Genomic DNA, 24,160 nt, shown 5'->3' on the forward strand with positions numbered 1-24,160 from the left:
ACTTTTAAGTGGGTTTTACTATAGAAGATATCACTCTTAACCCCTCAGAGAGCAAAAATAGACTGAATAAGATATTGAGTCCTGATAATTTTGATTCTTCATCAGATATATTCCATAAACATTATGTAGAAACCTCAAAACTTCATGCTGAGAAAATTGTCGAACTAAACTATGTGAGAAATAAAATTGCTTCCATTCAAAACTCATTGAATCAAGAAGATAGATTACTCAATTCAGAGATGCTTATTAATCAAGATTCAGTTAAAATTTCTGACGCTATTTGCCCTTTGTGCGAGACCAGTAGTAGCAAGCTGTCTAAGTCAGCTATACAACTCAAATCAGCGATTGAAAAACTTAACCAAACGCTTATAGTCACTAAGAAAATGTAAGCTCCACTTCAAACACTATTAGCAGATACTGAGAATCAATCTAAAATACTTACCAGAGAAGTTGAGGAGTTGCAGAAAGAAAAGAGGAAGCTTGAGAATATTGATAAAGTCATTAAAGAAAGAAAAGACTTTTCTGAAGCAATATATGACCAAAAATATAAGCTTTTTAGTATTATTGACTTGCTTGATCCTTCTACTGATACAAAAATTGATTTACAACTAACTAAACTTAAAAAAGACTTGAAAGCTGTAAATAAAGAGCTTAAAAAATATAACATTAATAGTCTTATAGAAGCAGCAGAGAAAAAAATAAACGAATATATGTATGATATTGGCAACGAATTTGACTTTGAAGACGCTTACGATCCAATAAATTTAAAATTTTCGTTAGAAAGTTTTGACTTATATCACGACGATATTAATAAAAATAAAAAAATCTACTTGAGGTCAATGGGTAGTGGAGCTAACTGGTTATATACTCATCTAACGCTATTTCTTGCATTACACAAATATTTTGTCTCATTAGGTGAGGATTGCTTAATCCCATCTATACTGTTTTTAGATCAACCTACTCAAGTTTACTTCCCAAATTTTAGCCGTGATACGAAGAAGAGTTTTTCAAAAGGTGAAATACAGTCTATCGAAATGTTGGATGATAATAAAATTGACGAAGATATGAAGTCTGTCACAAATATTTTCGATCAACTAAATAACTACTGTATTTCTTTAGAGGGGGAATTTGGATTTTCACCTCAAATAATAGTAACTGACCATGTAGATAACTTAACGCTTGAAAACGGTAGCTTTGAGTCGTTAGTAAATGGGAATAGATGGAGAACTAGAAAACTTATGAATTTCTAATAGCACATTTGGGTTAAATGGTAGGCGCGTTTTAGCCCCGACTGTAGTGGTATCCTGCTGGTTTGGGCGAGTTGCGGTGGCTAGAGATTGAGGTGGTGTCGAGGTAACAGTAACATCTCAACTCGTGTCACCGCCTCGCCCAGACTGGCAGATACAAGCGGAAGGCGGGATTAGCTGCCTTAAAAACGTTGGGTGTCGCAAACTCCACGCCAACCTACTCCGCATCACTTGATATCAAAGTTAAGTCAATATTTAAAACACTCAAACCTCAAACACAAAAAAGGTGAGCCGAAGCCCACCTTTTTTATTATCTAAAACAACTCAAACTGTCTTGGTAAATATTAACGCAACCAAGCACGAGCGTTGCGGAACATACGCATCCACGCGCCGTCTTCATCCCACTCTTCTGGTTTCCAGCTGTGGTTATAGGCTTTTAGGTTACGCTCAGGATGTGGCATCATAATCGTCACACGACCATCGGTGCTACACAGACCCGTAACACCGCCGACCGAACCGTTTGGATTGAGCGGATACGTCTCAGTTGGATGACCTTGGCTATCGACATAACGCATCGCCAGTTGACCGTGTTTTGCCATACCGTCGATTTCATTGTTGTCTAGCGTGGCATAGCCTTCACCATGCGCCACAGCGATTGGCAAGATGCTGTCTTGCATACCTTTAAACAGGATAGACTTGGTACGCTCGATTTTCACATTGACCGTACGCCCTTCAAAACGCGCCGATTTATTAGCAATGAAGCGTGGGAAGTTGTCTGCACCTGGGATGAGGTCTTTTAACTGAGCCATCATCTGACAACCGTTACAGACGCCTAGTGAGAAGGTCTCAGGACGGGCAAAGAAGCGGACAAACTGCATGCGCAGCTCGTCATGGAACAAGATAGAGTTCGCCCAGCCAGAGCCAGCGCCTAGTACATCACCATAACTAAAGCCACCACAAGCGACTAAGCCATCGAAATCACGTAGATTGATACGACCACTCAGTAGATCGCTCATGTGTACATCGACCGCTTCAAAGCCAGCTTGGGTAAAGCCTGCTGCCATTTCCGTCTGACCGTTGACGCCTTGCTCACGCAAGATAGCGACTCTTGGCGTGCTGTTATCAGAATCAGCACGGCTGTTTACATATGGTTCTTCAACTTTTTGATTCAAATCAAAGTTCGGCGCAGCGATGAGGCCTTGATGGCTCGCATCAGCGATTAAGTCATACTCTTGCTGTATGCACGCTGGGTTGTCACGGCGACGCGCGATTTGATAGCTGACCTGAGTCCACGCTTGCTGCAATTCAGTACGGCTAAAGCGTAAAGTATCATCACCCATGAGCGTTGGCGTTTGGATAAGGAGACTGTCTTCTTCTGAGCTTTGACCAACGAGGCTCAGCATATCAGCAACGTTAAACTCTTCTGCCAATTGCATGAGAGCCGCGACGTTTTCTGGTAATACTTGGATGACTGCACCCAGCTCTTCACTGAACAGTTGACCGAGTAAGTTATCATCCGTCAATGACAGCTTGATACCTTGACGGCTCGTGAATTGCATCTCAGCGATAGTTGCTAATAGACCACCATCACCGATATCGTGATAGGCGCTGATAACGCCTTGCGCGTTACCCGCTTGGATAAAGTTAAAGAAGTCGACCAAGTCGCTTGGCTGTGCTAAATCTGGGCAATCGTTACCCAATTGGCTCAGCGTTTGCGCAAGGATTGAACCGCCTAGACGTAGCTTGCCTTTAGACAAATCAATACGGTAGAACGCGCTGTCGCCCTTGATTAACTCAGGGGTTAGCGTTTTTGCTACGTCAACCACAGGAGCAAAGGCAGTAATCACCAAGCTCATTGGTGATACGACTGATTTGTCCGTCTCACCTGCGTCACTGCTGTCTTTCCAGTTGGCACGCATCGATAGCGAGTCTTTACCGACTGGGATAGCGATACCCAATGCTGGACATAGCTCTTCGCCGACGGTATATACCGCATCAAACAAGGCTGCGTCTTCTGCATCATCACCACATGCTGCCATCCAGTTCGCTGACATCGTGATATCAGACAACTGAGTAATACGTGCGCCAGCGATATTGGTGATTGCTTCACCAACAGCCAAACGCGCAGAAGCTTTTGGACTAATCAGGGCAACTGGCGTACGTTCACCAACACTCATCGCTTCGCCGCTCATCGGCTGACCATCTAGCGCAATTAAACCAGAAGCAGTCACGGCACAATCGGCAACGGGTACTTGATAACGACCAACATACTGATCACGGACAACCATACCGGTGATAGAACGGTCACCAATGCTGATCAAGAATGATTTGCTAGCGACCGTTGGGTGACGCAACACGTCTTTGATAGACTCGGCTAAATTAACTTCGCCTAGCTCTAATGCAGGTAAGCTGCTGTCATGGCGCTCAAAGCTACGCTTCATCTTTGGCGTGCCACCGAGCAATACTTGCATCGGCATATCAACTGGCTGCTCATCCAATAGCGTATCGTCAACGACCAGCTGACGCACATCCGTGGCTGTTCCCAAGATGGCATACGGGCAACGCTCACGCGCGCAGATGGCATCGAATTGGGCTTCGCTTTCTGGGTGAATCGCAAGGACATAACGCTCTTGCGCTTCGTTTGACCAGATGGCCATTGGTGACATGCCAGCTTCTAATGATGGAACTTTACGCAGATTTAGTACCGCGCCCATCTCGTGGTCATTGACCAGCTCTGGCATCGCATTAGAGATACCGCCCGCGCCCACATCATGCAATGACACGATAGGGTTGCCGTCTTTGCCATTATTACTCACATCGACATCACTACCCGCTAGTGCCCAGCAGCGATCTAAAACTTCTTGGCAACGACGCTCCATCTCAGCATTGTCACGCTGAACTGAGGCAAAATCCAAGCCTTCATCAAGGTCACCACTATCAACCGAAGATGCTGCACCACCGCCTAGACCAATCTGCATCGCAGGGCCACCAAGGACGATTAATAAATCACCTTGCTGAATGGTGTTTTTTTCAATGAGGTTGCGTTTGATATTGCCATAACCACCTGCCAGCATGATTGGCTTATGATAGCCGCGCATCTCGCTGCCATCTTTTGCCGCTGAGGTATCAAGCTGAAAGCTACGGAAATAACCACACAGATTTGGACGACCAAATTCGTTTGAGAAGTTGGCTGAACCGAGTGGTGCTTCAGTCATAATCTCAAGGCTGGTTGCCATACGATCTGGCGTGCCATAAGCCTGAGTACTCAACTGACCTGACTGCTCCCACTTCTCAGCGAGCTCTGGGATATGCAAGTGTGATACATGAAAACCTGTCAAACCTGCTTTTGGCTTACCGCCACGACCAGTCGCGCCTTCATCACGGATCTCACCGCCCGCACCCGTCGCTGCACCAGAATAAGGGGCAATCGCTGTTGGATGATTATGGGTTTCGACTTTCATTAAAATATCGATTTCTTCTTGATGAAAGTCATAAGGATGAATTGAATTGGCATCCATCGCGTCGGTAGGAATTGGATAAAAACGCATACCCTCAGAACCTGCCATTACCGCGGCATTGTCTTTATACGCTGACAAGATACCTTGCGGATTGGCTTTATAAGTGTTCTTAATCATTTGGAACAATGACTTTGGCTGTACAGCACCATCGACTGTCCACTCAGCGTTAAAAATCTTATGACGGCAATGCTCTGAGTTTGCCTGTGCAAACATCATTAGCTCAACGTCAGTTGGATTACGCTTTAGCTCATTGACATACGCATTCATCAAATAATCAATATCTTCGACAGATAGCGCAAACCCGAATTCTGTGTTGGCTGATTCTAACGCCGACTGACCTTGTCCGATGACATCGATATGATTCAGTGATGCTGGCGCTTGATCGTCGAACAATTTACTGACATCGCTCAAGTCATAGACCAAGCTCTGGGTCATACGGTCAAACAACACCTGCTCAGCGGCAGTAGACAGCTTTTCACTGATCTTGCTATCGATGGTCAGCGTATAGACAACGACACGCTCGACGCGATTGATCGCAATTTCACAGTTATTAAAGATATCGGTCGCTTTACTTGCCCATGGCGAAATCGTGCCAAAACGTGGACCTACGATGACTTGTAACTGATTGCTTTTGGGGGCTTCAAGGACAGTGCTACTATCGACAGCAAGTAAGTCTAGCGCTTTTTTATGCTCATCACCTTCGAGTTCTCGTGATAACACATACACTTGCTGGGTATGGATTTGGCTGACATTTAGCTCGGTTTTTTGCTGGAACTGACTGATGAGTTGCTGCGTCTGAAAATCGGTAAGAAACGGTTGTCCGGCGATGGTCATCATAAAGGCATAATCCGTAAGATCAAGGCATCTCTGCCATGCAAAGTAAATGGTCTGGGTATTATAACAAGAAGCCCTGTAATAAGCAGGTCAAAACCAAGATAAATTGCTGATGCTTGCTATTCAATAATAGTGAAATCTTTGCCATCGTTGAAACCCTTGTTACTTTTACAACAGGCTACTTTCACCACAGAAACTTAACAGCGATATCGTCACAATTTTTACCTAAAGCTTATAATCCTTACAAACCCTCACATCGCCTTACGGGCAACCTATATAAACACAAGGTCACAACTCGGTATTCTAGTTTCAGTTGTTAAGGCGACGATTGTTTTTCTCAATTCATCTGGTTTTCGATATTTGAAAAACGCTTAATTTGGAAAACACTTAGCCTGAATAAAAACTACTATAAACAATCAACTATTTAATCACTACGACTTAATCAAAATACAGAAAGGGAAATTTACTATGAGTAGACAAGACCATATCAATAAAGTGCAAGAATTGGTAAAAGACATCAAGTTTGCCATGATGACAACTCGTACTCACGAAGGCCATTTGCATGCCTGCCCAATGACAACGAGCGAGACGAGCATCGGTGCAAAAGAGATTTGGTTCATCGGTGACAAGAGTACCGAAACCGTGAGTGACATTGAGAAAGACCCGCAAGTAAACTTGGCTTATGTCAGTCAAGATGCCAAAAACTATGTCTCAATTAATGGTAAAGCGGAACTGGTTGAAGACCAAGAGAAATTAGACGAGCTATGGTCGCCGATCTACAATGCTTTTTATGAGCAAGGTAAAGATGATCCAAATGTACAGCTGATCAAAGTCGTACCACATGGCGCAGAGTACTGGCTCAGTGGTAGCTCAGTCGTCAATATGTTTAAGATGACTACTGCTGCTGTAATGGATGGCAAAAAAGCAACCAATCTGGGTGAAAATAACTCTGTGACGTTATAAGTTATCTAAAGCAGAAATAGCAAAAACAAAAACGCCAGTGGCTAATGCGACTGGCGTTTCTTTACGCGTTATCTATTTTCTATTGATAGGCATTACTGCGGTGGTTTCGCATAGCCATTGTCTGCTGGATAAGCCTGTGGCTGCGTTGGCTTGGGCTTAGAAGGATCATACAGCCCATAAATAGCCGTACCGATTATACCTGTATTATTGATAGAGCCTGAACTGGTATTGGCAGCATAGGCACTTTCTGGCTTGCTAAATATAAACGAAGCTACTGAGCTTTGGCTCTTACGGAAACCTTCAATCACCAAATTATCATGTGGATTTAGCACATATCCACTGTCATAGCGACTGGCAGCGCTGCCATTGAGGACATTTATTCCATCGACACTAGCGACGATTTCATAAGTGTTGTCGCTGTTATTATGATACATCAAACGATAGGCCTGACCCGCTTGACCTTGGACGTAGTAATTACCCGAATCTCGATAGATCGATAACGTATCTGTGTCCGTTTCCATCGAAAAATCAACCTTGCCCGCCAGTAGTGACATGCTATTAACCGCACGTCCATTATAAGACTTATCCGCATAACGGACTTGCATCTGCTCGATAGGCTCACTGCTCGTACGGCGCAGATCAACAGTCGTCACTTCTGAATTAACGTCATCGCCCCACTTTGTGCCCAAACGCTCCGATTCTGCCGCGTCCTGAGTGGAACGTTCTGCAGTAGCGTCTGTTTGAATAGATTTTTCTCGCTGAATGGTTGAGGTGGACTCTTCCTGCATGTTTGAGCCAGAAGAACACCCCGTTAATAATGCCAACAATAATACGGCAACGCCCGATTGTGTCTGATGTACTGTCATGCTTATTTCCTTATTTGAATGCCGTTTCATGATAGCTCGATCAATTTTTTTGTATTTTGTTTAGGGTCTGTTGAACATTCAAATGTGGTGCTGGCAGTCATTATTTTTTAGACAATATGCAGTGAAATTTTTGATGCCTAGTCATTCTAGGTTAAACAATTTCGCTATATATTGGCAAAAAAGAGTATTGGCCTGAAAGGCTGATGCTAAAATCACCCCAAACGTTGTTGCAAGCCTAGCTAAGGTCTCGACATTATCGTCGGTTTGCGCCTAGTTTGGTGCAATTTTAGCAATCAGCAGCCCTAATATTTGAATGTTCAACAGACCCTAATAATTTTGAGTATATATCAACCATACAAACAATGTCTAAGACAAATAGGCACCATCAGCCGTATTTCAAACAGACCATAAAAAACGCCAGTGACTAATGCGACTGGCGTTTTTTGTGGTCTATGTTGTTTGTTGACCATATCTGCGTTATATATTTACCCGCTTTGCTTTAGGTACGGCCAAGCAGCTCTCAGATAAATCATCATCGACCATAGTGTCAAAATAACAGCAGCAACCATCAGCACATAACCAATCGTTTCGAGCGATTCCCAGTTTAACAAAAGTACCGTAATAGCCACCATTTGAAATGTCGTTTTTAGCTTGCCGACATAAGACACCGCCACACTGGTACTTTTGCCCAGCTCTGCCATCCATTCACGCAGCGCTGATACCGCAATCTCACGCGAGATAATCACAATCGCGGCGATTGCCATAATAATATTGGGATGCCATTGCACCAAGATAATAAGCGCTGCCGCCACCATTAACTTATCAGCGACAGGGTCTAAAAAACGACCAAAGGCTGACATAACATTAAGCTTACGGGCAAAATATCCATCAAGCCAATCAGTAATCGCTGCAATAATAAAAACGCTAGTCAAAAGTAAATGTCGTAACAAGCTATCACTAAACTCGCTCATACCGACCCGCGCAATCACATTGTCTGAGATAGCAGGCATGCCAATCCCCATAGCAGGTGGCCAATAAGCAATCGCGACAAATAGCGGAATCATTAAAATCCGCGCGATAGTAAGGTTATTAGGCAAGTTAAAAATACTCTTGGTATTTTGCGGCTCCTGCGTATGCAAATGCGTATTCTCAGTCATGGCAAACCCAGTTTTATATAGACATATTAATGGTAGATAGCTTAGCATTTTTCGCGCAGGTCGTCATGCCATCTCTTTAGCTATTCAGTTATCGATATAGTCAGTTGAATTTAAAAGTAGTACAAAACAACCGAGTGTAGATGTATATCTAATACTTCAAGCGAGATTAATGCAGTAATATTTTTATAGTGGAATGACTATTAAGATTAATCAATCTTTCATATATAACTACAAAACTTTGCTACGTATTTATCAATGTTAGATATAACACGACTAAAAGACTCATCTACTGGAGATACAATACGACGTTAATTTTCTCTCTCATAATCTCTAAACGTAATGTCGTGTAACCAAAATAGCCAAACCGCTGTCAATTGCGCTATGATAGCGATTCTGATAAAAACACTTGTACACTTAAATATGTAAGTAAATATATGCAGTTATTGAATTAATCACCACCACCCTAATATTAGTTAATATAGAAAAACTCATAATAACAATAGGTCACAACCACTGCCTCTGTAGTTCCTTTACACGATCAGTTTTCCTCGGCCCACAGTTCCTCCTCTGTGGGCTCTTTTTTGCCTGTAATTCATGCTTAGTTAAAGGTTCTTGTCATATACAAGTATGACTATCTCCAAAATCTGTATTGTTTGAGCAATAATCTAAAAAGCGGCATATTGCTTACAAGGAAAAACCCACCATAAGGTGGGCTTTTATAATACAAATGATGAGTCGGCGGTGGCTTAATTAGACAAAGAAAGGTATTTAGAGCTTTACATCACTAAGTGTCATCGCCGTTATTTTGATTGGCACAGCGAATAGCCACGCAGTACCAGCAGTACAATAGAATCTGTTGTTATGATAAGACACGATTTGGGCAGTAAAATCGTTCGAATCTTGATCACACATAGCTTCTTCATCACTATTATCATCTACCGCACACCATATCTCATGGCAGCCATGCTCAAGCATTACACGAGTCAGCTCACTTCCTCTAAGCACTATATTCACCTCTAACTTCGTACTATTTTGTATATTATGTTATACGAATATAACTGTTTATTAGCAATTTGGGTAGCTTTATTTTCAATTAAAGTATTACAAATTAATACACAAATTTTCAGTTATAAGCGACTATAGATTTATATCATCATAAAAAAGTTCTACTTTTTTTACTGGTATGGCGCATTGCCACTCAATGCCTTCTTTACAGGAGAATTTATCGTTATCAAAAGAAATAATGTGCCTTAGCGAATCATATTCAGTGCTATCGATACTAGCCATCGCCTGCTCGTCGCTCTCATTACTGACCGCACATAAAACCTGCTTATCCCCTCGTGCTAGCATGGCACAAGTCAGCACACTACCTCTCAATCTGCTACTCATAAACTATCCTTTATTTTCAACAATTTATAGATTTCTTGCTATATCATATAGATATAGAGATACTATATAGTATTGATTTATAGTCTCTTTAGTATTTAAGTGTATATGCAGGTTAATCCGTCGCACCCATCGCTTAGTGTTTTTTAACTTTAAAGGGCTCTGAGAATTGCAAAATCAAAAAACCAACGACCGATAATATAATGGCAATCTCATAACGACCGTAAGCCACCGAAATACCGATGGCGCCCGTATTCCATAAGCTCGCTGCCGTGGCAGTGCCCTTTGAGCCTTTTTCATTTTTAAAAATTGCCCCACCACCGATAAACCCCATACCTGTAATGATGGCATACATGATTCTCGCTTCACCAGTAGCATCATAAATATCCATACCTACCAACATGAACGCGCATGACGCAATGGTTACCAGTGGAAACGTCCTTAACCCCGCGCCGTTGTCTTTCATCTCACGATTAAGGGCAATCGGTAATGACAATATAAAGGCGATGCCCAACTGGAAAAAATGATAGCCCATCAGCTCTAAATCTATGTCGAATCCAAACATCGTTATCACCTTTTCATATTAAGAAAACACCCTTAAAGTCCAGTTTCGGATAGCGTCAGTCGCTAAGTAAACTTTCGCCATTATTTTGCTTTGTTAATTGCCTCAACCGTCTGTTGTGCCATTTGATAGCAGCTTTCGATATTGCCTTGTCCGCACCAATCACCACTGACAATCCATTGATGAGACTCGTCTATCAAGATGCCTAATGCTTCTTTATCACTATCAGTGACAGTGGCGGCATAACGCCAACGATGGCAATCTATTTGGCTAGGAGCATGGTCATCGTTCCAATTCAATGCTTGCTTGGCAGCTATTAATAACTGCGCTTTGATCGTCTCCATATCGTCATCGACATGCTGCTCTGACCAGTCGTTGCGCGCATGAATCGTAAGACTGGGTAATAAATCTGCATGAGCTGGCTTTTGATGTTCGATAAATATTCTATCGAGCATAGAGTCATTCAGATAAGCCACATCCCAGCATGGATCTGCTTGAGCGCTTAACATTTTTGGTAATGTATCAAAATTATCCCACCCCAGCATCAGCGTATAGCACGCCAGCATTGTTGGCTTAGAAATCTTGGCTTGCTCAGCAAAGCCGCTCTCTGCCATTAGCTCTATGGTCTGACCATTTGGCGCGGTACATATCACCCAGTCAAAGTGACCTAGACTCACACCAGTCTCGTCAAATAGCTCAGTTTTTTTATCAACCTTTTCCGCTAGAGAATTATCATATTGAGCCAATGGCGCAACGCGGGTTTTAAATTTTATAGTGCTGTACTGCAACTCATCAGCCAGTGTACGCCCCCAACTGGTCATTTTTGGTGTACTGATATAGCGGGCTTGCGTGGTGTTCCATTGCTCTTTGATGTGAATATCAGGCGATTGAGTATCATTATTCGCTGGCGTGAGCTCAACCACGTTGGCGCACCATGGCTGTAGCAATCCCGTCTCTAACCAAGGCGTAATAAATTGCTTAAAACTTGCCGTCTTGGCCGTAAAAAACTGCGCCCCAAATGCCCATTGCCAGTTTTTACCAGTGGGGCTATCAGTACGATATCGAGTGGCTAAACGCCCTACGCTACGTGACTTTTCAAAGACAGTAATTTGCGGTAAGGGTGTTTGCGCACTATCTTGTGCTATGTTTTGAGCAAAGGCGCGCTCTAATAATGTAGCGGTAAACAGCCCTGTCAAACCACCACCAATGATAGCGATTTTTGGTGATTGGGTAGCGACAGCTTGCAAAGATTGATTGGTCATAATGACAGCAGGCCTCATATAATGTTGGATAAAAAAGGGAGTGATAATAGTAGGAATGTTTTCGACAGTATGGTTATCGTTAGATAAGATGGTTATAGAAAGTATTGAACCTTTAAAGTTTGTTGATATCAATATCGTCTGCGTAAAAAAGCCATGCTAGTTTTCATAACATGACTTTTCTGAACGCTAATCGTCTATTTACTGAACGTGCTTTTAATCGATAATTTAGCCTACTCTCCTCGCGCAGCTTTGACTACCTCAACCAGCTGATTAATCACCGAGCTATCCGCAAGAGTAGACAAATCACCCAAACCAACATATTGTCCTGCCGCAAGGTTACGTAAAATACGGCGCATGATTTTGCCCGAGCGAGTTTTGGGTAACGCTTCAACGATATGAATAGCATCCAAATTGGCAATCGGACCAATCTCAGCGCGAACATGTCGATTCAGCTCAGCCTTTAGCGCCTCTGTCTCTTTTTCACCCGATTTCAAAATGATAAAGGCACAAACGCCCATGCCGCGAATCTCGTGCGGCATCCCGACAATGGCGGCCTCCGCTGTCGCAGGATGCGCGACCACGGCGCTCTCAATTTCTGCTGTTCCCAGGCGATGCCCTGCGACGTTAAGCACATCATCGACGCGACCCGTGATCCAGTAATGTCCATCTTCGTCACGCTGCGCCCCATCACCAGTGAAATAATAACCGGGATACTCACTAAAGTACGTCTGTAAAAAACGCTCATGGTCATTATAAATGGTACGCATTTGCCCCGGCCAACTGCTGTTAATTGCTAGGTTTCCTTCAGCAGAGCCTTCTAGCATAGTACCGTCACTATCAACAATCTCTGGTTTGATACCGTACAAAGGATTCATCGCTGCGCCCGGCTTGAGGGCGACCGTGCCTGGTATCGGTGCCGTAAGGATGCCGCCTGTCTCAGTTTGCCACCAAGTATCTACAATCGGACACTTGCCACCGCCGACGATATGATAATACCAGTCCCATGCTTCGGGATTGATCGGCTCGCCGACTGTTCCGAGTAATCGCAAACTTGAACGATCGGACTCCCTCACAAAGACATCACCCTCCTTCATCATCGCTCGAATCGCCGTCGGTGCAGTGTACAGAATGGTCACATCGTGCTTATCGATAATATGACCGATGCGTGCCCATGTGGGGTATTCTGGTACACCCTCGAACATCACCGTCGTCGTACCATTGGCAAGCGGTGCGTAGGTTGCATAGGTATGACCTGTGATCCAGCCTACGTCCGCAGTACACCAGTAGACGTCATCGTCTTTAATATCGAACACATCTCGAAAAGTAGAAAGAGCATAGGTGATATAGCCGCCCGTGGTATGCAGCACACCTTTAGGTTTGCCAGTAGAGCCAGAGGTATACAATAAAAATAGTGGGTCTTCGGCATTCATGACTTCTGGCTCGCAATGTTCTGACTCGCCATCGACCAAGTTATGATACCAAACATCACGGCGACCACTCATCGGTACAGAATTACCCGTACGATGAACGACAATGACGTTGGTCACGCTATCAGTGCCATCCATATCTAGTGCCCGATCGACATTGGCTTTGAGCGGCGTATGCTTATTACCACGTAAGCCTTCATCAGCCGTAATGATGATTTTTGAGCGACTGTCTATCAGGCGATTGCCCAAGCTCTCAGCAGAAAAGCCACCAAAGACCACGGAATGCACAGCACCAATACGCGTACATGCCAGCATCGCTATCATTGCCTCAGGTATCATCGGCATATATAAGGTCACGCGATCGCCTTTTTTGACCCCAAGCTTACGCATGGAATTACCCAAGCGACAGACCGCTTGATGCAGCTCTTTAAAGGAGATGATTTTGTGCAGTGAAGGGTGATCACCCTCCCAAATAATGGCAGGCTTGTAAGGATTTTTTTTGACATGTCGGTCGAGACAGTTGACAGAGATATTCAACTCGCCGTCCTCAAACCATTTTATGCGAAAATCATCCAAATCATAGTTAACGTCGCTGATTTTGGTCGGTTTTTTTATCCAATCGATCAGCTCGGCACGCTTCGCCCAAAAAGCATCATTAGCCTGAGGTGATTCGATAGATTTTTCGTAGTCTTCGCGATATTGTTCAGCGGTAGTATTGGCAGCAGCGATAAATTCGGCTGCAATGGGGAATGATTTTTGAGTCATCGTATTTGTCCTTTTTAATTATTATGACCTGCACGCATAACGGTCGAAAACGACTGCCTGTACAGGTGATAAGGGTCATCTTCCATAATGTGTGACACTCACGGTTAGTTTGACAAATAAGCAGAACGGTTGCAAGGTATCAACAGCCATTCATAACAATATGCCTATATAGCGGTATACTTGATCACCCATGATAAAATTTATTGACGAGATGTGGTTTTGCATCTACTCGCTTTTAATCTTGCTATTGACTAATTTAAAACATGTTTTGATTTTGGTATAAACAAAGGCATCACTGTCCAGATATCAGATAATGATATGACATTTAATCCTTGTAACCTTGTATGAAATATGGACAATAGCTACACGCTAGATACGACGCCAAAATACACCCTTCACCAAATCCTCTTATTGATCTGCTGCTATAAAGATAAGCAATCGACTCTGTTGTTGATTCGATAACGAATTTGGTGGCTGGTTTTTAAACCTATTATTTTATGAGACTACCATGAGCAATTACCGCAATGCATCACAATACACCCACTATGATGTCATCATCATCGGCGCTGGCGCGTCAGGGCTATACTGTGCGCTGACAGCGGGTCGCCGTGGTCGCCGCGTGCTAGTATTAGACCATGCCAATAAGGCGGGCAAGAAAATCCTCATGTCAGGTGGCGGACGCTGCAACTTTACCAATTACTATGTCGAGCCTGAGTACTTTATCGGTGCCAATCAACATTTCTGTAAATCCGCGCTCAGTCGTTATCCCAGCTGGGAATTTATCGGTATGGTGGCAGCACATAACATCCCTTACCATGAGCGCGAACACGGTCAGCTATTTTGTGATGATTCAGCGCAAGATATTTTGACCATGCTCCTCGCGGAATGTACGGCAGCTGGCGTACAAGTAAAGCTAAATGCGCAGATTGACAGTGTACAAGCTATCGAAAATGACAAGAACGCCAAATTTGAATTACTGACCACCAAGCAGCTTAGCAAAAAAGAAAAGCAAGAGAGAAAAGAATCCGCCAATCAAACAAAACTGCCGCAAACAGGCTACCGCTGTGAGTCACTCGTGGTCGCCACGGGCGGACTGTCTATTCCAACGATGGGAGCCAGTGGTTTAGGATATGAATTGGCGCAGCAATTTGGGCATACGCTGATCACAACCGATGCCAGCTTAGTGCCTTTTACCTTTACGGATAAAACGGGTGAGCTTATACGATCTTTGGCTGGTATTAGTTTGCCAGTCATCGCTAGCAATGAGCGCATCTCTTTTAAATTGCCCATGTTGTTTACCCATCGCGGGCTGTCAGGCCCTGCTATGCTACAACTATCAAACTATTGGCACACTGGCGAGACCATTAGTATTAACCTGCTGCCAAATATCGACATGACAGCGCTGCTCCTTGCGCACAAAAAATCGCACCCAAAGCAACTGATTCGGACAGTCGTCGCGGATTATACCGATAGTGGCGATGACAGTCATAAGCTACCAAAAAAGCTGCTTGCCGCGCTACAAACGCACCTTTGGGACGATATCAAAGACACCGAACTTGCCAATATTAAAGATGAGCGGCTGACGGAGCTTGGCGCGACTTTAAATGGTTGGCAGCTCAAACCCTCTGGTACAGAAGGCTATCGTACCGCTGAGGTAACACGTGGTGGCGTAAAAACTGATGAAGTCTCCTCAAAGACCATGCAAAGCAACATGCAGGAGGGCTTATACTTTATCGGTGAAGTGCTGGATGTTACTGGTTGGCTCGGCGGCTATAACTTCCAATGGGCATGGGCCAGTGGCTTTGTCTGCGGTGAAGTGGTTTAACCTCATTTAATCATAACGATTTGGCATTGTTTAATCATAAACAGTGCTACATCAGCAGTGCTTACAGATAGCACTTATAAACAGCACTTATAAACAGCGCCATGGCTAAATGCCCACCACCCCCTAACGAGATATCCCTATTTTTATTCTACTTAAGTTGCCTTTTATCGACATTAGCCCTTGATAAATTATTAAAATAAACACAATATAGGTAGCTATAAATGTAGCGTAACTTAACAGAAATTTTTTATTAAAAAATATGCTTTGTCTGACGAGGTAATAAATGCGTCCTATTAAAAATATTCATGGTGATAAAGCGCCGCACTGGGTAGGTGACGGCTTTTATGTAAAGACCTTAATCAACCATCTTGACGATAACCCTCAATTTAATTATAGCCATACCGACCCTTTTTTATTATTCGATTATGGCAAACCAACGACCTTTGATCCGAACCCCAATTATAAAACACAGCCGCATGGAGTCGGACAGCATCCACACAAAGGCTTTGAAACCGTCACTATCGCCTACGAAGGTGAAGTCAGTCATGCCGATTCAGTAGGTGGGCAAGGGATTATTCAAAAAGGCGATGTGCAATGGATGACTGCAGGTCGTGGCATCATGCACGAAGAGTTTCATTCCGAGGCTTTCGGTCAACGCGGTGGCGTCTTTAGTATGGTGCAACTGTGGGTCAACTTGCCAAGTGCGCACAAACTGACCGACCCAAACTATCAAAGCATCAAACGGGCAGATCTGCCTATCGTTGAGCTGATTGATAGCAGCAACCCTAACAACCAAACGACGATTGGTAAGGCGGCTATCATTGCTGGTGTGTGGCAAGAAATCACAGGCGCGGCAAATACTTTTACTCCGATTAACTTATGGGATATTGAGCTGCATACTGCGGGTGCAACAACGCTAAAAGTGCCCAACACCCACAATACGCTACTGCTAGTACAAGAAGGTGAACTACTGGTCAATGGTACGTCAGTCAGTGCTGGCAATTTGATTCAATTTGATGCGCCAACTCAGCACCGCACTGATGGGCAAGCTCAGCAAACACTGGCTACTGATCACATTGAGCTGCATTATCCTGCTACCGAAAATGACGAGCAAGCACCAGTCAAGCTTTTACTATTGAGCGGCGAACCTATCGGCGAACCAGTCGCAGGTTATGGCCCCTTTGTAATGAACACCCAAGAAGAGCTCCGCCAAACGTTTCGGGATTACCAAACGGGCAACTTTGTTAAATAGTTAAAATACAGGCATCAAAAAGCCACCTGACGGTCTGCGTCAGGTGGCTTTTTATTATGTGCTTATGTATCGGCTAACGGTGAGGGTGTTTTTAACACACCTTAAGGTTAGCTAATCATAAGGGCAACTGATTATCGATTATGCTTGATTCAGGAACGGATAATCGGTATAGCCTTCAGTACCACCACCATAAAAACTCTCTGGATGCTGCTCATTGAGAGCCGCCCCTTCTCGGATACGTTCAACCAAATCAGGATTGGCGATATAATCACGGCCAAAAGCAACCGCATCGATATAGCCTTCCTTGATATTTTTCTCCGCTTTTTCAGCAGTATAGCCACCAGCAGCGATAATCATATTGTCAAAAGCATCACGGACACGCTGACGGAATGCATCACTATAAGGCGTACCACCTGCCCAATCAGGCTCAGAGAGATGCAAATACATCAGACCACGCTTGTTGATCTGTTCAACTAGCCAAATGTTTTCGTCTTCGTTGTAGCCTGCTTCTACATTGTTAAACGTGCCAAGTGGCGAGATACGAATACCCACATGATCAGCATCCCACGCATCAACACAAGCATCGATAACATCAAGAGTCAGACGCGCACGATTCTCACGGCTACCGCCATACTCATCATCACGCTGATTGGTTTGCTCAACCCAAAACTGATGCAATAGATAACCATGCGCACCATGAATCTCTACCCCATCAAAGCCTGCTTCTTTAGCATTTTTGGTCGCTTGGGCAAAATCAGCGATGACTTGCTTAATCTCATCAAGTGTCGCTGGACGTGGCGTAGTCGCTTCAACGCGAATGGCGTGGTTATTGCTATCACGCAATGACGTACGCACACCGACATGCACATCAGACGCTGAGATCGGCGCTTTGCCATCAGGCTGCACGCTTTCATGCGCAACCAATCCTGTGTGCCATAACTGCACCACAATCTTGCCACCTTTGGCATGGACATTATCAACGATGGTTTTCCACGCAGTGATTTGATCTTGAGTATGGATACCCGGCGCGCCAGCATAGCCTTTTGCCTGAAAAGATACCTGCGTCGCTTCAGTAATAACAAGCCCAGCACTCGCACGCTGTGAATAATACTCTCCAGCAAGTGCCGTCGGTACATCACCAGGTTCGATCGAACGCAGACGTGTCAACGGTGCCATGATGATGCGGTTTTTTAGGGTTTGCGTACCCATTTCTACGGGTTCAAATAAATTATCGTGTGCCATAAAAAGCCTTATTTGTTGTTATAAAACCATAATGATTGGTTTGTTATTAATGAATAAATAGCGCGCTCGTTTTTTAATACGCTATTTATAAGCCGTAGTCTTTATAGGGGGCAAACATGATAATTCCAAGGAAAAATGACCAATAAAAATATCAATATGGCATGATATCGGTATTGATAATACTCATTATTCAACGCCTCTTATCAGCCTATTAAGCGAATGGCTTTAATCATTTAAAAACATAAATAGCAAAATAATATTATTTATCAATAACCTGTACTCATAACCTCTCAGTCAAAAGTCTACTTAGGGCGTGTTGAACGATGACCCAATCGAGATTTTTACAATTTGAGCATCTTTTTAATGGACAACTCTAAAGACAAGTAAGTGCCAAACAATATCACCATCGAGCCGATGATCGCAGGTGTGTCCAATGCTTCATCAAGCAATAAGTAACCCAATATAATCGCAAAAATCGGAATCACTAAGGTAATACTGGTTGCGCGCATAGGACCAATACTTTTTATCAATTGATTCATAAAAATCAAGGCAATGGCGGTTGAAAACACGCCAATACAAATGACAGAAACCCAAGCAGTAAGGCTAATGCTTTTACCATATGGGAATTCGTAGACTGCTATCGGCAACATGATCACACTGGCAATGATGAGCGAGCCTGCGGTAATAGCGACTGGTGAGACATTGTATAAGTAGTTTCTGGTGATATTGGCACCGACGGCATAGCCAACACAAGCCAATAGTGCGTAGCCCATCGGCAGTAACCCTGAACCTGACTCAGCGCCCTGCCCGCTACCACTAAATAAGTTTTCACTCATCAAAATAATCACACCGATAACACCGATAACTAAACCGAGAATTTGTGTTTTTGACAGTCTGTCTTTAAAAAAGGTACTGGCGATGAAACCGCTCATCATAGGCACAGACGCATTAAGCACCGCCAACACCCCTGCGTTTACCGAGCGCGCTGAAAAGGCAAACAGGATAAAGGGAATAGCCGCAGAAAATAATCCAACCAGCGTCAACACTTTCCAATTATCCCGTATGCCCTCTCTATTTTTTGGGCTGATCAAAACAAAAACCAGCATGGTCAGCCCAGCCAAGACCACACGAAGGCTCGCAAAAGCTAACGAGCCAAATTCAGGCACGCCGATACGATAAAAAATAAAAGACAGCGACCACATAAAGGATAAGGTGATAAAAATAATGAGGTCGCGGTTAGACATGTGGTGATCCTATCAAGCGTTAGACGATTGCTCCTTACTTATAAAATGGCTATTTATGAACTTCTCGTTATGAAATGATTGTTATCAACAAATTCATCATAAAAGCGCAGTTATAAAAGGCTTAGTCGTAAAAAGTATCGTGTGATAAAAAAACCTCGATGATAACTTTTTAATTGCTCGATTGATGTTGTATTTTCTGTATTTATCACTGATTTCTTCTACAAATTTACTTTATCCAAAATAAAGTCAATATCCTTATCGCCGCGACCTGACAAATTGACCAAAATCGTCTCATCCGCTGACATATTTTTGGCAACCCTCATCGCATAAGCGATGGCATGTGCCGACTCTAAGGCAGGAATAATACCTTCAAGGCGCGACAATGCCATAAACGCTTCTAGACATTCAGCATCAGTCGCCGACTCATAAGTAGCCAGTTTTAAATCTCGCAGATGCGAATGCTGTGGTCCAACCCCTGGATAATCTAGACCAGAAGCAATCGAATGTACGGGAGCTGGCTCGCCTTTTTCATCGAGCAGCACATAGCATTTAAAACCATGAATCTCGCCTTTGACGCCGAGCGACATCGTCGCCGCATGATTAGGAGTATCCAGACCTTCGCCTGCGGGTTCCACGCCTATTTTTTCTACATCTTTATCATCAAAAAAGCCGCTAAACATACCGATAGCATTCGAGCCGCCGCCAACACAAGCGACCACTTTATTAGGCAGCTTACCCGTCGTCGCTAAGAACTGCGCCCGTGCTTCATGACCAACCACCGATTGAAAATAGCTGACCATTTCAGGATAAGGCGCCGGTCCTAATGCCGAGCCAATGGCAAACATGCTAGTATCAAGCTCATTAAGATAGGTTTCAAAGGCGCTATCAACCGCTTCTTTTAACGTTCCTGCACCGCGTGAGACTGGTACGATATTGGCACCCAAAATCTTCATACGACTGACGTTTGGATGCTCCTTTTTAATATCGACCACACCCATATGAATCTCACACTCTAAGCCCATCAAGGCTGCTGCCGTTGCCAACGCGACGCCATGTTGCCCCGCACCCGTCTCCGCAATTACCTTTTTTTTGCCTAATTTCTTGGCTAATAACACTTCACCCAAACAGTGATTAATCTTATGCGCGCCCGTATGGTTCAAATCCTCACGTTTAAAATAAATCTGTGCGCCGCCGCCATGCTGGGTCAAACGCTGCGCATGATAAATGGGACTTGGACGACCAACATAAGTCTCACGTAAGCGCTTCATCTCAGCGATAAAGTCGTCGTCTTTGATAATTTTACGAAAACCTACTTCGATCTCGCTCATGGCTTTGGCAAGCTCAGAATGAGCAATTTTGCCACCGAACTCACCATATAAACCCTCGTTATTCGGTAGTATTGATTGATGTAAACCGTAGCCAGTGGCGGTATTTTGCGTTGTCATAGTTAAGCCTTATTATTTTAAATGGAGTATTAGTATTGGCATTTTTGCCGAATTATTTAGCATTTTTAGTAATGAAAATATTTTAATGTATTTGTGTTCTAGTACATTGAAACAAGATGATAAGCGAAATTCTCTATTCGGTCAAGTTTACACGTCACTCTAAAAACAATTGACTAAGTGACTGGCTAAGACATTGACTAAAAGCTGGCAAGAATAATCGTTGAATGAAAGCCCTATTTGACTATAAGTATTACAGCAATCGTGTGACTGAAATAATAACGCAACTTATGTTTGCTAATATGATGCTCGCTTGGCTTAGCGCACCTTTGCAGTCTAAAGCTAATATTATTTCATACGGGCTTTTTAGCTTAAATATCAAATTAGGATACACCATGCAACGACGCCAACTGATTAAAGCCATGGGTTTAAGCTTAGGCGCTATCAGCACCTCCGCTGCGGTGAGTGGTTGCCAAACGCTTGCCAAGCAGCCAAAGCTACCAAGCAAAATTATTCAAGCGGGTCACTTTGCTAATATTATCGTTGGTAGTGGCTATGGCGGTGCGGTATCGGCGCTACGGTTGAGCGAAAAAGGTCACAAGGTTTTAATCCTTGAGATGGGGATGCGCTGGGATAGAAGCCTCAAACATAATACCTTTTGCAAAATGATAAACGCTGATAAACGCTCAAGCTGGTTTAGCAATATGCCAAACGCCCCTATTCCGATTCCAATCCCTATCAGAAAATATCCAGGGGTTTTAGATTTAATCGAATACGATAATATGAAAGTCTTCGCAGGGCGTGCTTATGGTGGCGGCTCTATCGTCAATGGCGCGATTGCCATTCAGCCCAGACGCTCGCACTTTGAAGAAACGTTCCCTTGGATTGATGCTGATGAGATGTACGACACTTACTTCCCGCGTGCTATGCGAGAATTAAAAGTCAGCCAAATTCCGGAGTCATTTTTTAATCAATCCGAGCACTACGAATTTACTCGTTCAGCTGAACGCCAAGCTTCAAGGGCGGGAATGAAAACCGAATTCTTTGGCAACAGCTACGATTTCGACTACATGCAAAAAGAAGCGAAGGGCGAAGTCTACAAATCAGGACTGGGCGGTGAAGTCATCTACGGTAATAACGCTGGCAAGTTCTCACTGGACTTAACCTACCTAAAAGACGCTGAAGCCACTGGCAACGTCACGGTAAAAACCTTGCGCAAAGTAAATAACATTCAAGCGCTTAATAACGACCAACTGCGTTTAGAAGTCCATGTCATCAATAAGACTGGCGGTGTGGATGAAGTTAAGCATTACACTTGCGATAAGCTCTTCCTTAATGCTGGCAGTACGGGCACCTCAGAGTTACTGCTTAAAAGCCAAGCTGAAGGGCAATTAAATAACTTAAACGAGCATATCGGACAGCATTGGGGTCCCAACGGTAACATCATGACGGGACGCAATTTCGTCCACGCGGCTGGCACTACCCAATCCACCATTCCGGTCAAAGGCATCAATATGTGGGACGGTGATAGAGACGGCTCGAAGTACAAAATCTTTGCCGAACTCGCGCCATTACCGTTAGGACTTGAGACGTGGACGACGCTCTATCTCGCCATCACTGACAACCCAGAACGCGGCAACTATTACTTTGACAAAGCGAGCAAAACCGTCAAACTAAACTGGAAACGCGAGCAAAATGAGTACTCAGTAAATGCTGCCAAAGAGCTGATCGAAAAACTCGCCAAAGTAAATGGTGGCTCTACTTCAAGCTTATTGTTCACCAAAGGCTTCGGCGATAACTTCTGTTATCATCCGCTTGGCGGTTGTGTATTGGGTAAGGCGACTGATGGAGTTGGTCGCGTCAAAGGACACGAAAATATCTACGTGCAAGATGGCGCGTTAATCCCCGGTAGCGCTGGCGTCAATCCGTATGTGTTTATTACCGGACTTGCCGAACGTAATATGGCGGTTATTTTAAGGGAAGTTTTTGGGTAATATATAGAAGAGTTGAATAATTGTCCTCAAAAGGTGGGTTACGTTATTGTCCATCTTACGTCAGCATCAACATTAAATTAAAGTTTATATAGAATATTAAGTTTGCTGTAGGGTGGGTTAGACTTATCAAGTTCTTGTAGAGAATGAAGATAAAACGTAACCCACCGAATAATATAAGCCCTAAACTATGCCAAACTATATTAGAAACTATCAAGCAGGAGCGTCTTACTTTTTCACTATTAACATAAGCGACCGTCAAAGCCAACTGCTTACAACTTATATCGATGAACTACGACTAGCCTATCAAAAAACACAGCAGAAAATGCCATTCACTACTGATGCCATTATAATCCTGCCAGACCATATTCATGCTTTATGGACGCTTCCTGAAAACGACAATGACTACCCTACCCGTATCAGACTACTAGAAAGCTATTTCAGCAGACAATTACCAGCGCATGTAAAACGAACCAACAATCAAAGCCGGCAGGGGAAAAGTGAAACTGGCGTTTGGCAAAGGCGTTATTGGGAGCATACCCTTCAAAACGAGATAGACTACAATCGTCATATGGATTACATTTATTATAACGCTGTCAAACATGGTTATGCTAAAAACCCTATTGATTGGGAACATTCAAAGTTTATACGTGAGGTTGATAATGGTCGCTATGATTTGAATTGGGCGGGTATCGATTATGAGGATATTCATTTTGGTGAGCGCTAATGAAAGCTCGAATTACACAAAATGTTCGCCGTAGGGTGGAGTTAGACTTGTCGATTTCTCGTAGAGAATGAGGACAAGGCGTAACCCACCATCGAAATTAGGCAATCATCTATTAGCCCTTTTCTTTAAATTCCAAGAATTTAATTCGCATTCAGAGTAGTAAACTTCAATGTCTTGGTCTTGCCAGCTCTGAATTAAAGACTCATATTCATTTTGAGAGACTGTTGCCGTTCTCGATATATTTTTATAAATGTTCTTCCCTAAATAAACTTCTTTTATTGAGCTCTGAGGAATAGAAAAACAGTATAGTGGTCTGCCTTGTATTCTGACTATATTGAAGTCTCCAAAAACTCCTTCACTGGTATGATAGCTAGCTTTCAAACTTTCGACTTCTTTAACTATTCTCACCTCTTCTTCATAAGCCCAATTGTAGTGGCATAATAAAATTGG

At 43.5% G+C, this 24,160-nt stretch carries 18 protein-coding genes; 6 read left to right on the forward strand and 12 right to left on the reverse strand.

Going from position 1 to position 24,160, the window contains the following annotated elements; genetic code table 11:
- Window positions 1–458: 458 nt before the first annotated feature.
- Window positions 459–1,250, forward strand: coding sequence for a DUF3732 domain-containing protein (locus B2575_RS06405; protein ID WP_296240631.1), 792 nt, complete (start codon window positions 459–461; stop codon window positions 1,248–1,250).
- Window positions 1,251–1,591: 341 nt separating this feature from the next.
- Here the strand turns inward: B2575_RS06405 and purL are convergent, their stop codons facing one another.
- Window positions 1,592–5,602, reverse strand: coding sequence for a phosphoribosylformylglycinamidine synthase (purL, locus tag B2575_RS06410; RefSeq protein WP_296240634.1), 4,011 nt, complete (start codon window positions 5,600–5,602; stop codon window positions 1,592–1,594).
- A 465-nt stretch (window positions 5,603–6,067) separates the two neighbouring features.
- Between purL and B2575_RS06415 the strand changes: the two genes are divergently transcribed.
- The gene (locus B2575_RS06415; RefSeq protein ID WP_045452613.1) at window positions 6,068–6,562 is read left to right on the forward strand and encodes a pyridoxamine 5'-phosphate oxidase family protein; all 495 of its coding nucleotides are present in this window, start codon (window positions 6,068–6,070) and stop codon (window positions 6,560–6,562) included.
- 92 nt (window positions 6,563–6,654) lie between these two features.
- Here the strand turns inward: B2575_RS06415 and B2575_RS06420 are convergent, their stop codons facing one another.
- From B2575_RS06420 to acs, 7 genes are all read right to left on the reverse strand, one after another.
- Window positions 6,655–7,428, reverse strand: a complete 774-nt coding sequence (locus B2575_RS06420) for a hypothetical protein (protein WP_296240637.1) — start codon at window positions 7,426–7,428, stop codon at window positions 6,655–6,657.
- A 485-nt stretch (window positions 7,429–7,913) separates the two neighbouring features.
- Complete coding sequence (pgsA, locus tag B2575_RS06425) at window positions 7,914–8,585, reverse strand: CDP-diacylglycerol--glycerol-3-phosphate 3-phosphatidyltransferase (protein WP_055123738.1); 672 nt, start codon at window positions 8,583–8,585, stop codon at window positions 7,914–7,916.
- A gap of 768 nt (window positions 8,586–9,353) precedes the next feature.
- Complete coding sequence (locus B2575_RS06430; RefSeq protein WP_227675952.1) at window positions 9,354–9,590, reverse strand: hypothetical protein; 237 nt, start codon at window positions 9,588–9,590, stop codon at window positions 9,354–9,356.
- A 132-nt stretch (window positions 9,591–9,722) separates the two neighbouring features.
- A complete protein-coding gene (locus B2575_RS06435) occupies window positions 9,723–9,974 on the reverse strand; it encodes a hypothetical protein (protein ID WP_296240640.1) in 252 nt (83 codons plus the stop codon).
- A 133-nt stretch (window positions 9,975–10,107) separates the two neighbouring features.
- Window positions 10,108–10,536: an MgtC/SapB family protein gene (locus B2575_RS06440; RefSeq protein ID WP_055123559.1), complete on the reverse strand. Its 429-nt coding sequence runs from the start codon at window positions 10,534–10,536 to the stop codon at window positions 10,108–10,110.
- Between the two features lie 80 nt (window positions 10,537–10,616).
- Entirely contained in the window at window positions 10,617–11,795 is a 1,179-nt protein-coding gene (locus B2575_RS06445) for an NAD(P)/FAD-dependent oxidoreductase (RefSeq protein WP_296240642.1), read from the reverse strand.
- Between the two features lie 230 nt (window positions 11,796–12,025).
- The gene (acs, locus tag B2575_RS06450) at window positions 12,026–13,987 is read right to left on the reverse strand and encodes an acetate--CoA ligase (protein ID WP_296240644.1); all 1,962 of its coding nucleotides are present in this window, start codon (window positions 13,985–13,987) and stop codon (window positions 12,026–12,028) included.
- 508 nt (window positions 13,988–14,495) lie between these two features.
- On the opposite strand from acs, the gene B2575_RS06455 reads away from it, so the two are divergent.
- Together B2575_RS06455 and B2575_RS06460 are read left to right on the forward strand one after the other, a co-directional pair.
- Window positions 14,496–15,812 carry an NAD(P)/FAD-dependent oxidoreductase gene (locus tag B2575_RS06455; RefSeq protein ID WP_296240646.1) on the forward strand — a complete coding sequence of 439 codons (1,317 nt, stop codon included), beginning with the start codon at window positions 14,496–14,498 and terminating at the stop codon, window positions 15,810–15,812.
- A 283-nt stretch (window positions 15,813–16,095) separates the two neighbouring features.
- Window positions 16,096–17,064 carry a pirin family protein gene (locus tag B2575_RS06460; protein WP_296240648.1) on the forward strand — a complete coding sequence of 323 codons (969 nt, stop codon included), beginning with the start codon at window positions 16,096–16,098 and terminating at the stop codon, window positions 17,062–17,064.
- 138 nt (window positions 17,065–17,202) lie between these two features.
- Here the strand turns inward: B2575_RS06460 and B2575_RS06465 are convergent, their stop codons facing one another.
- The 3 genes from B2575_RS06465 to trpB all read right to left on the reverse strand — a co-directional run bounded on the left by B2575_RS06465 (window position 17,203) and on the right by trpB (window position 20,995).
- Complete coding sequence (locus B2575_RS06465) at window positions 17,203–18,306, reverse strand: alkene reductase (RefSeq protein ID WP_250163567.1); 1,104 nt, start codon at window positions 18,304–18,306, stop codon at window positions 17,203–17,205.
- A gap of 341 nt (window positions 18,307–18,647) precedes the next feature.
- The gene (locus B2575_RS06470; RefSeq protein ID WP_296240650.1) at window positions 18,648–19,550 is read right to left on the reverse strand and encodes a DMT family transporter; all 903 of its coding nucleotides are present in this window, start codon (window positions 19,548–19,550) and stop codon (window positions 18,648–18,650) included.
- Window positions 19,551–19,768: 218 nt separating this feature from the next.
- Window positions 19,769–20,995 carry a tryptophan synthase subunit beta gene (gene trpB, locus B2575_RS06475; protein ID WP_296240652.1) on the reverse strand — a complete coding sequence of 409 codons (1,227 nt, stop codon included), beginning with the start codon at window positions 20,993–20,995 and terminating at the stop codon, window positions 19,769–19,771.
- Window positions 20,996–21,387: 392 nt separating this feature from the next.
- On the opposite strand from trpB, the gene B2575_RS06480 reads away from it, so the two are divergent.
- Window positions 21,388–22,986, forward strand: coding sequence for a GMC oxidoreductase (locus tag B2575_RS06480; protein ID WP_296240654.1), 1,599 nt, complete (start codon window positions 21,388–21,390; stop codon window positions 22,984–22,986).
- A 187-nt stretch (window positions 22,987–23,173) separates the two neighbouring features.
- A complete protein-coding gene (locus B2575_RS06485) occupies window positions 23,174–23,710 on the forward strand; it encodes an REP-associated tyrosine transposase (RefSeq protein ID WP_296240655.1) in 537 nt (178 codons plus the stop codon).
- 105 nt (window positions 23,711–23,815) lie between these two features.
- Here B2575_RS06485 and B2575_RS06490 read toward each other — a convergent pair.
- Window positions 23,816–24,160, reverse strand: a 345-nt coding sequence (locus tag B2575_RS06490) for a hypothetical protein (RefSeq protein WP_296240657.1), incomplete at its 5' end; no start/stop codon positions are given.

The organism is Psychrobacter sp. UBA6739 (assembly GCF_002453835.1).
In the GTDB taxonomy this organism is placed as follows: Bacteria; Pseudomonadota; Gammaproteobacteria; order Pseudomonadales; family Moraxellaceae; genus Psychrobacter; species Psychrobacter immobilis_A.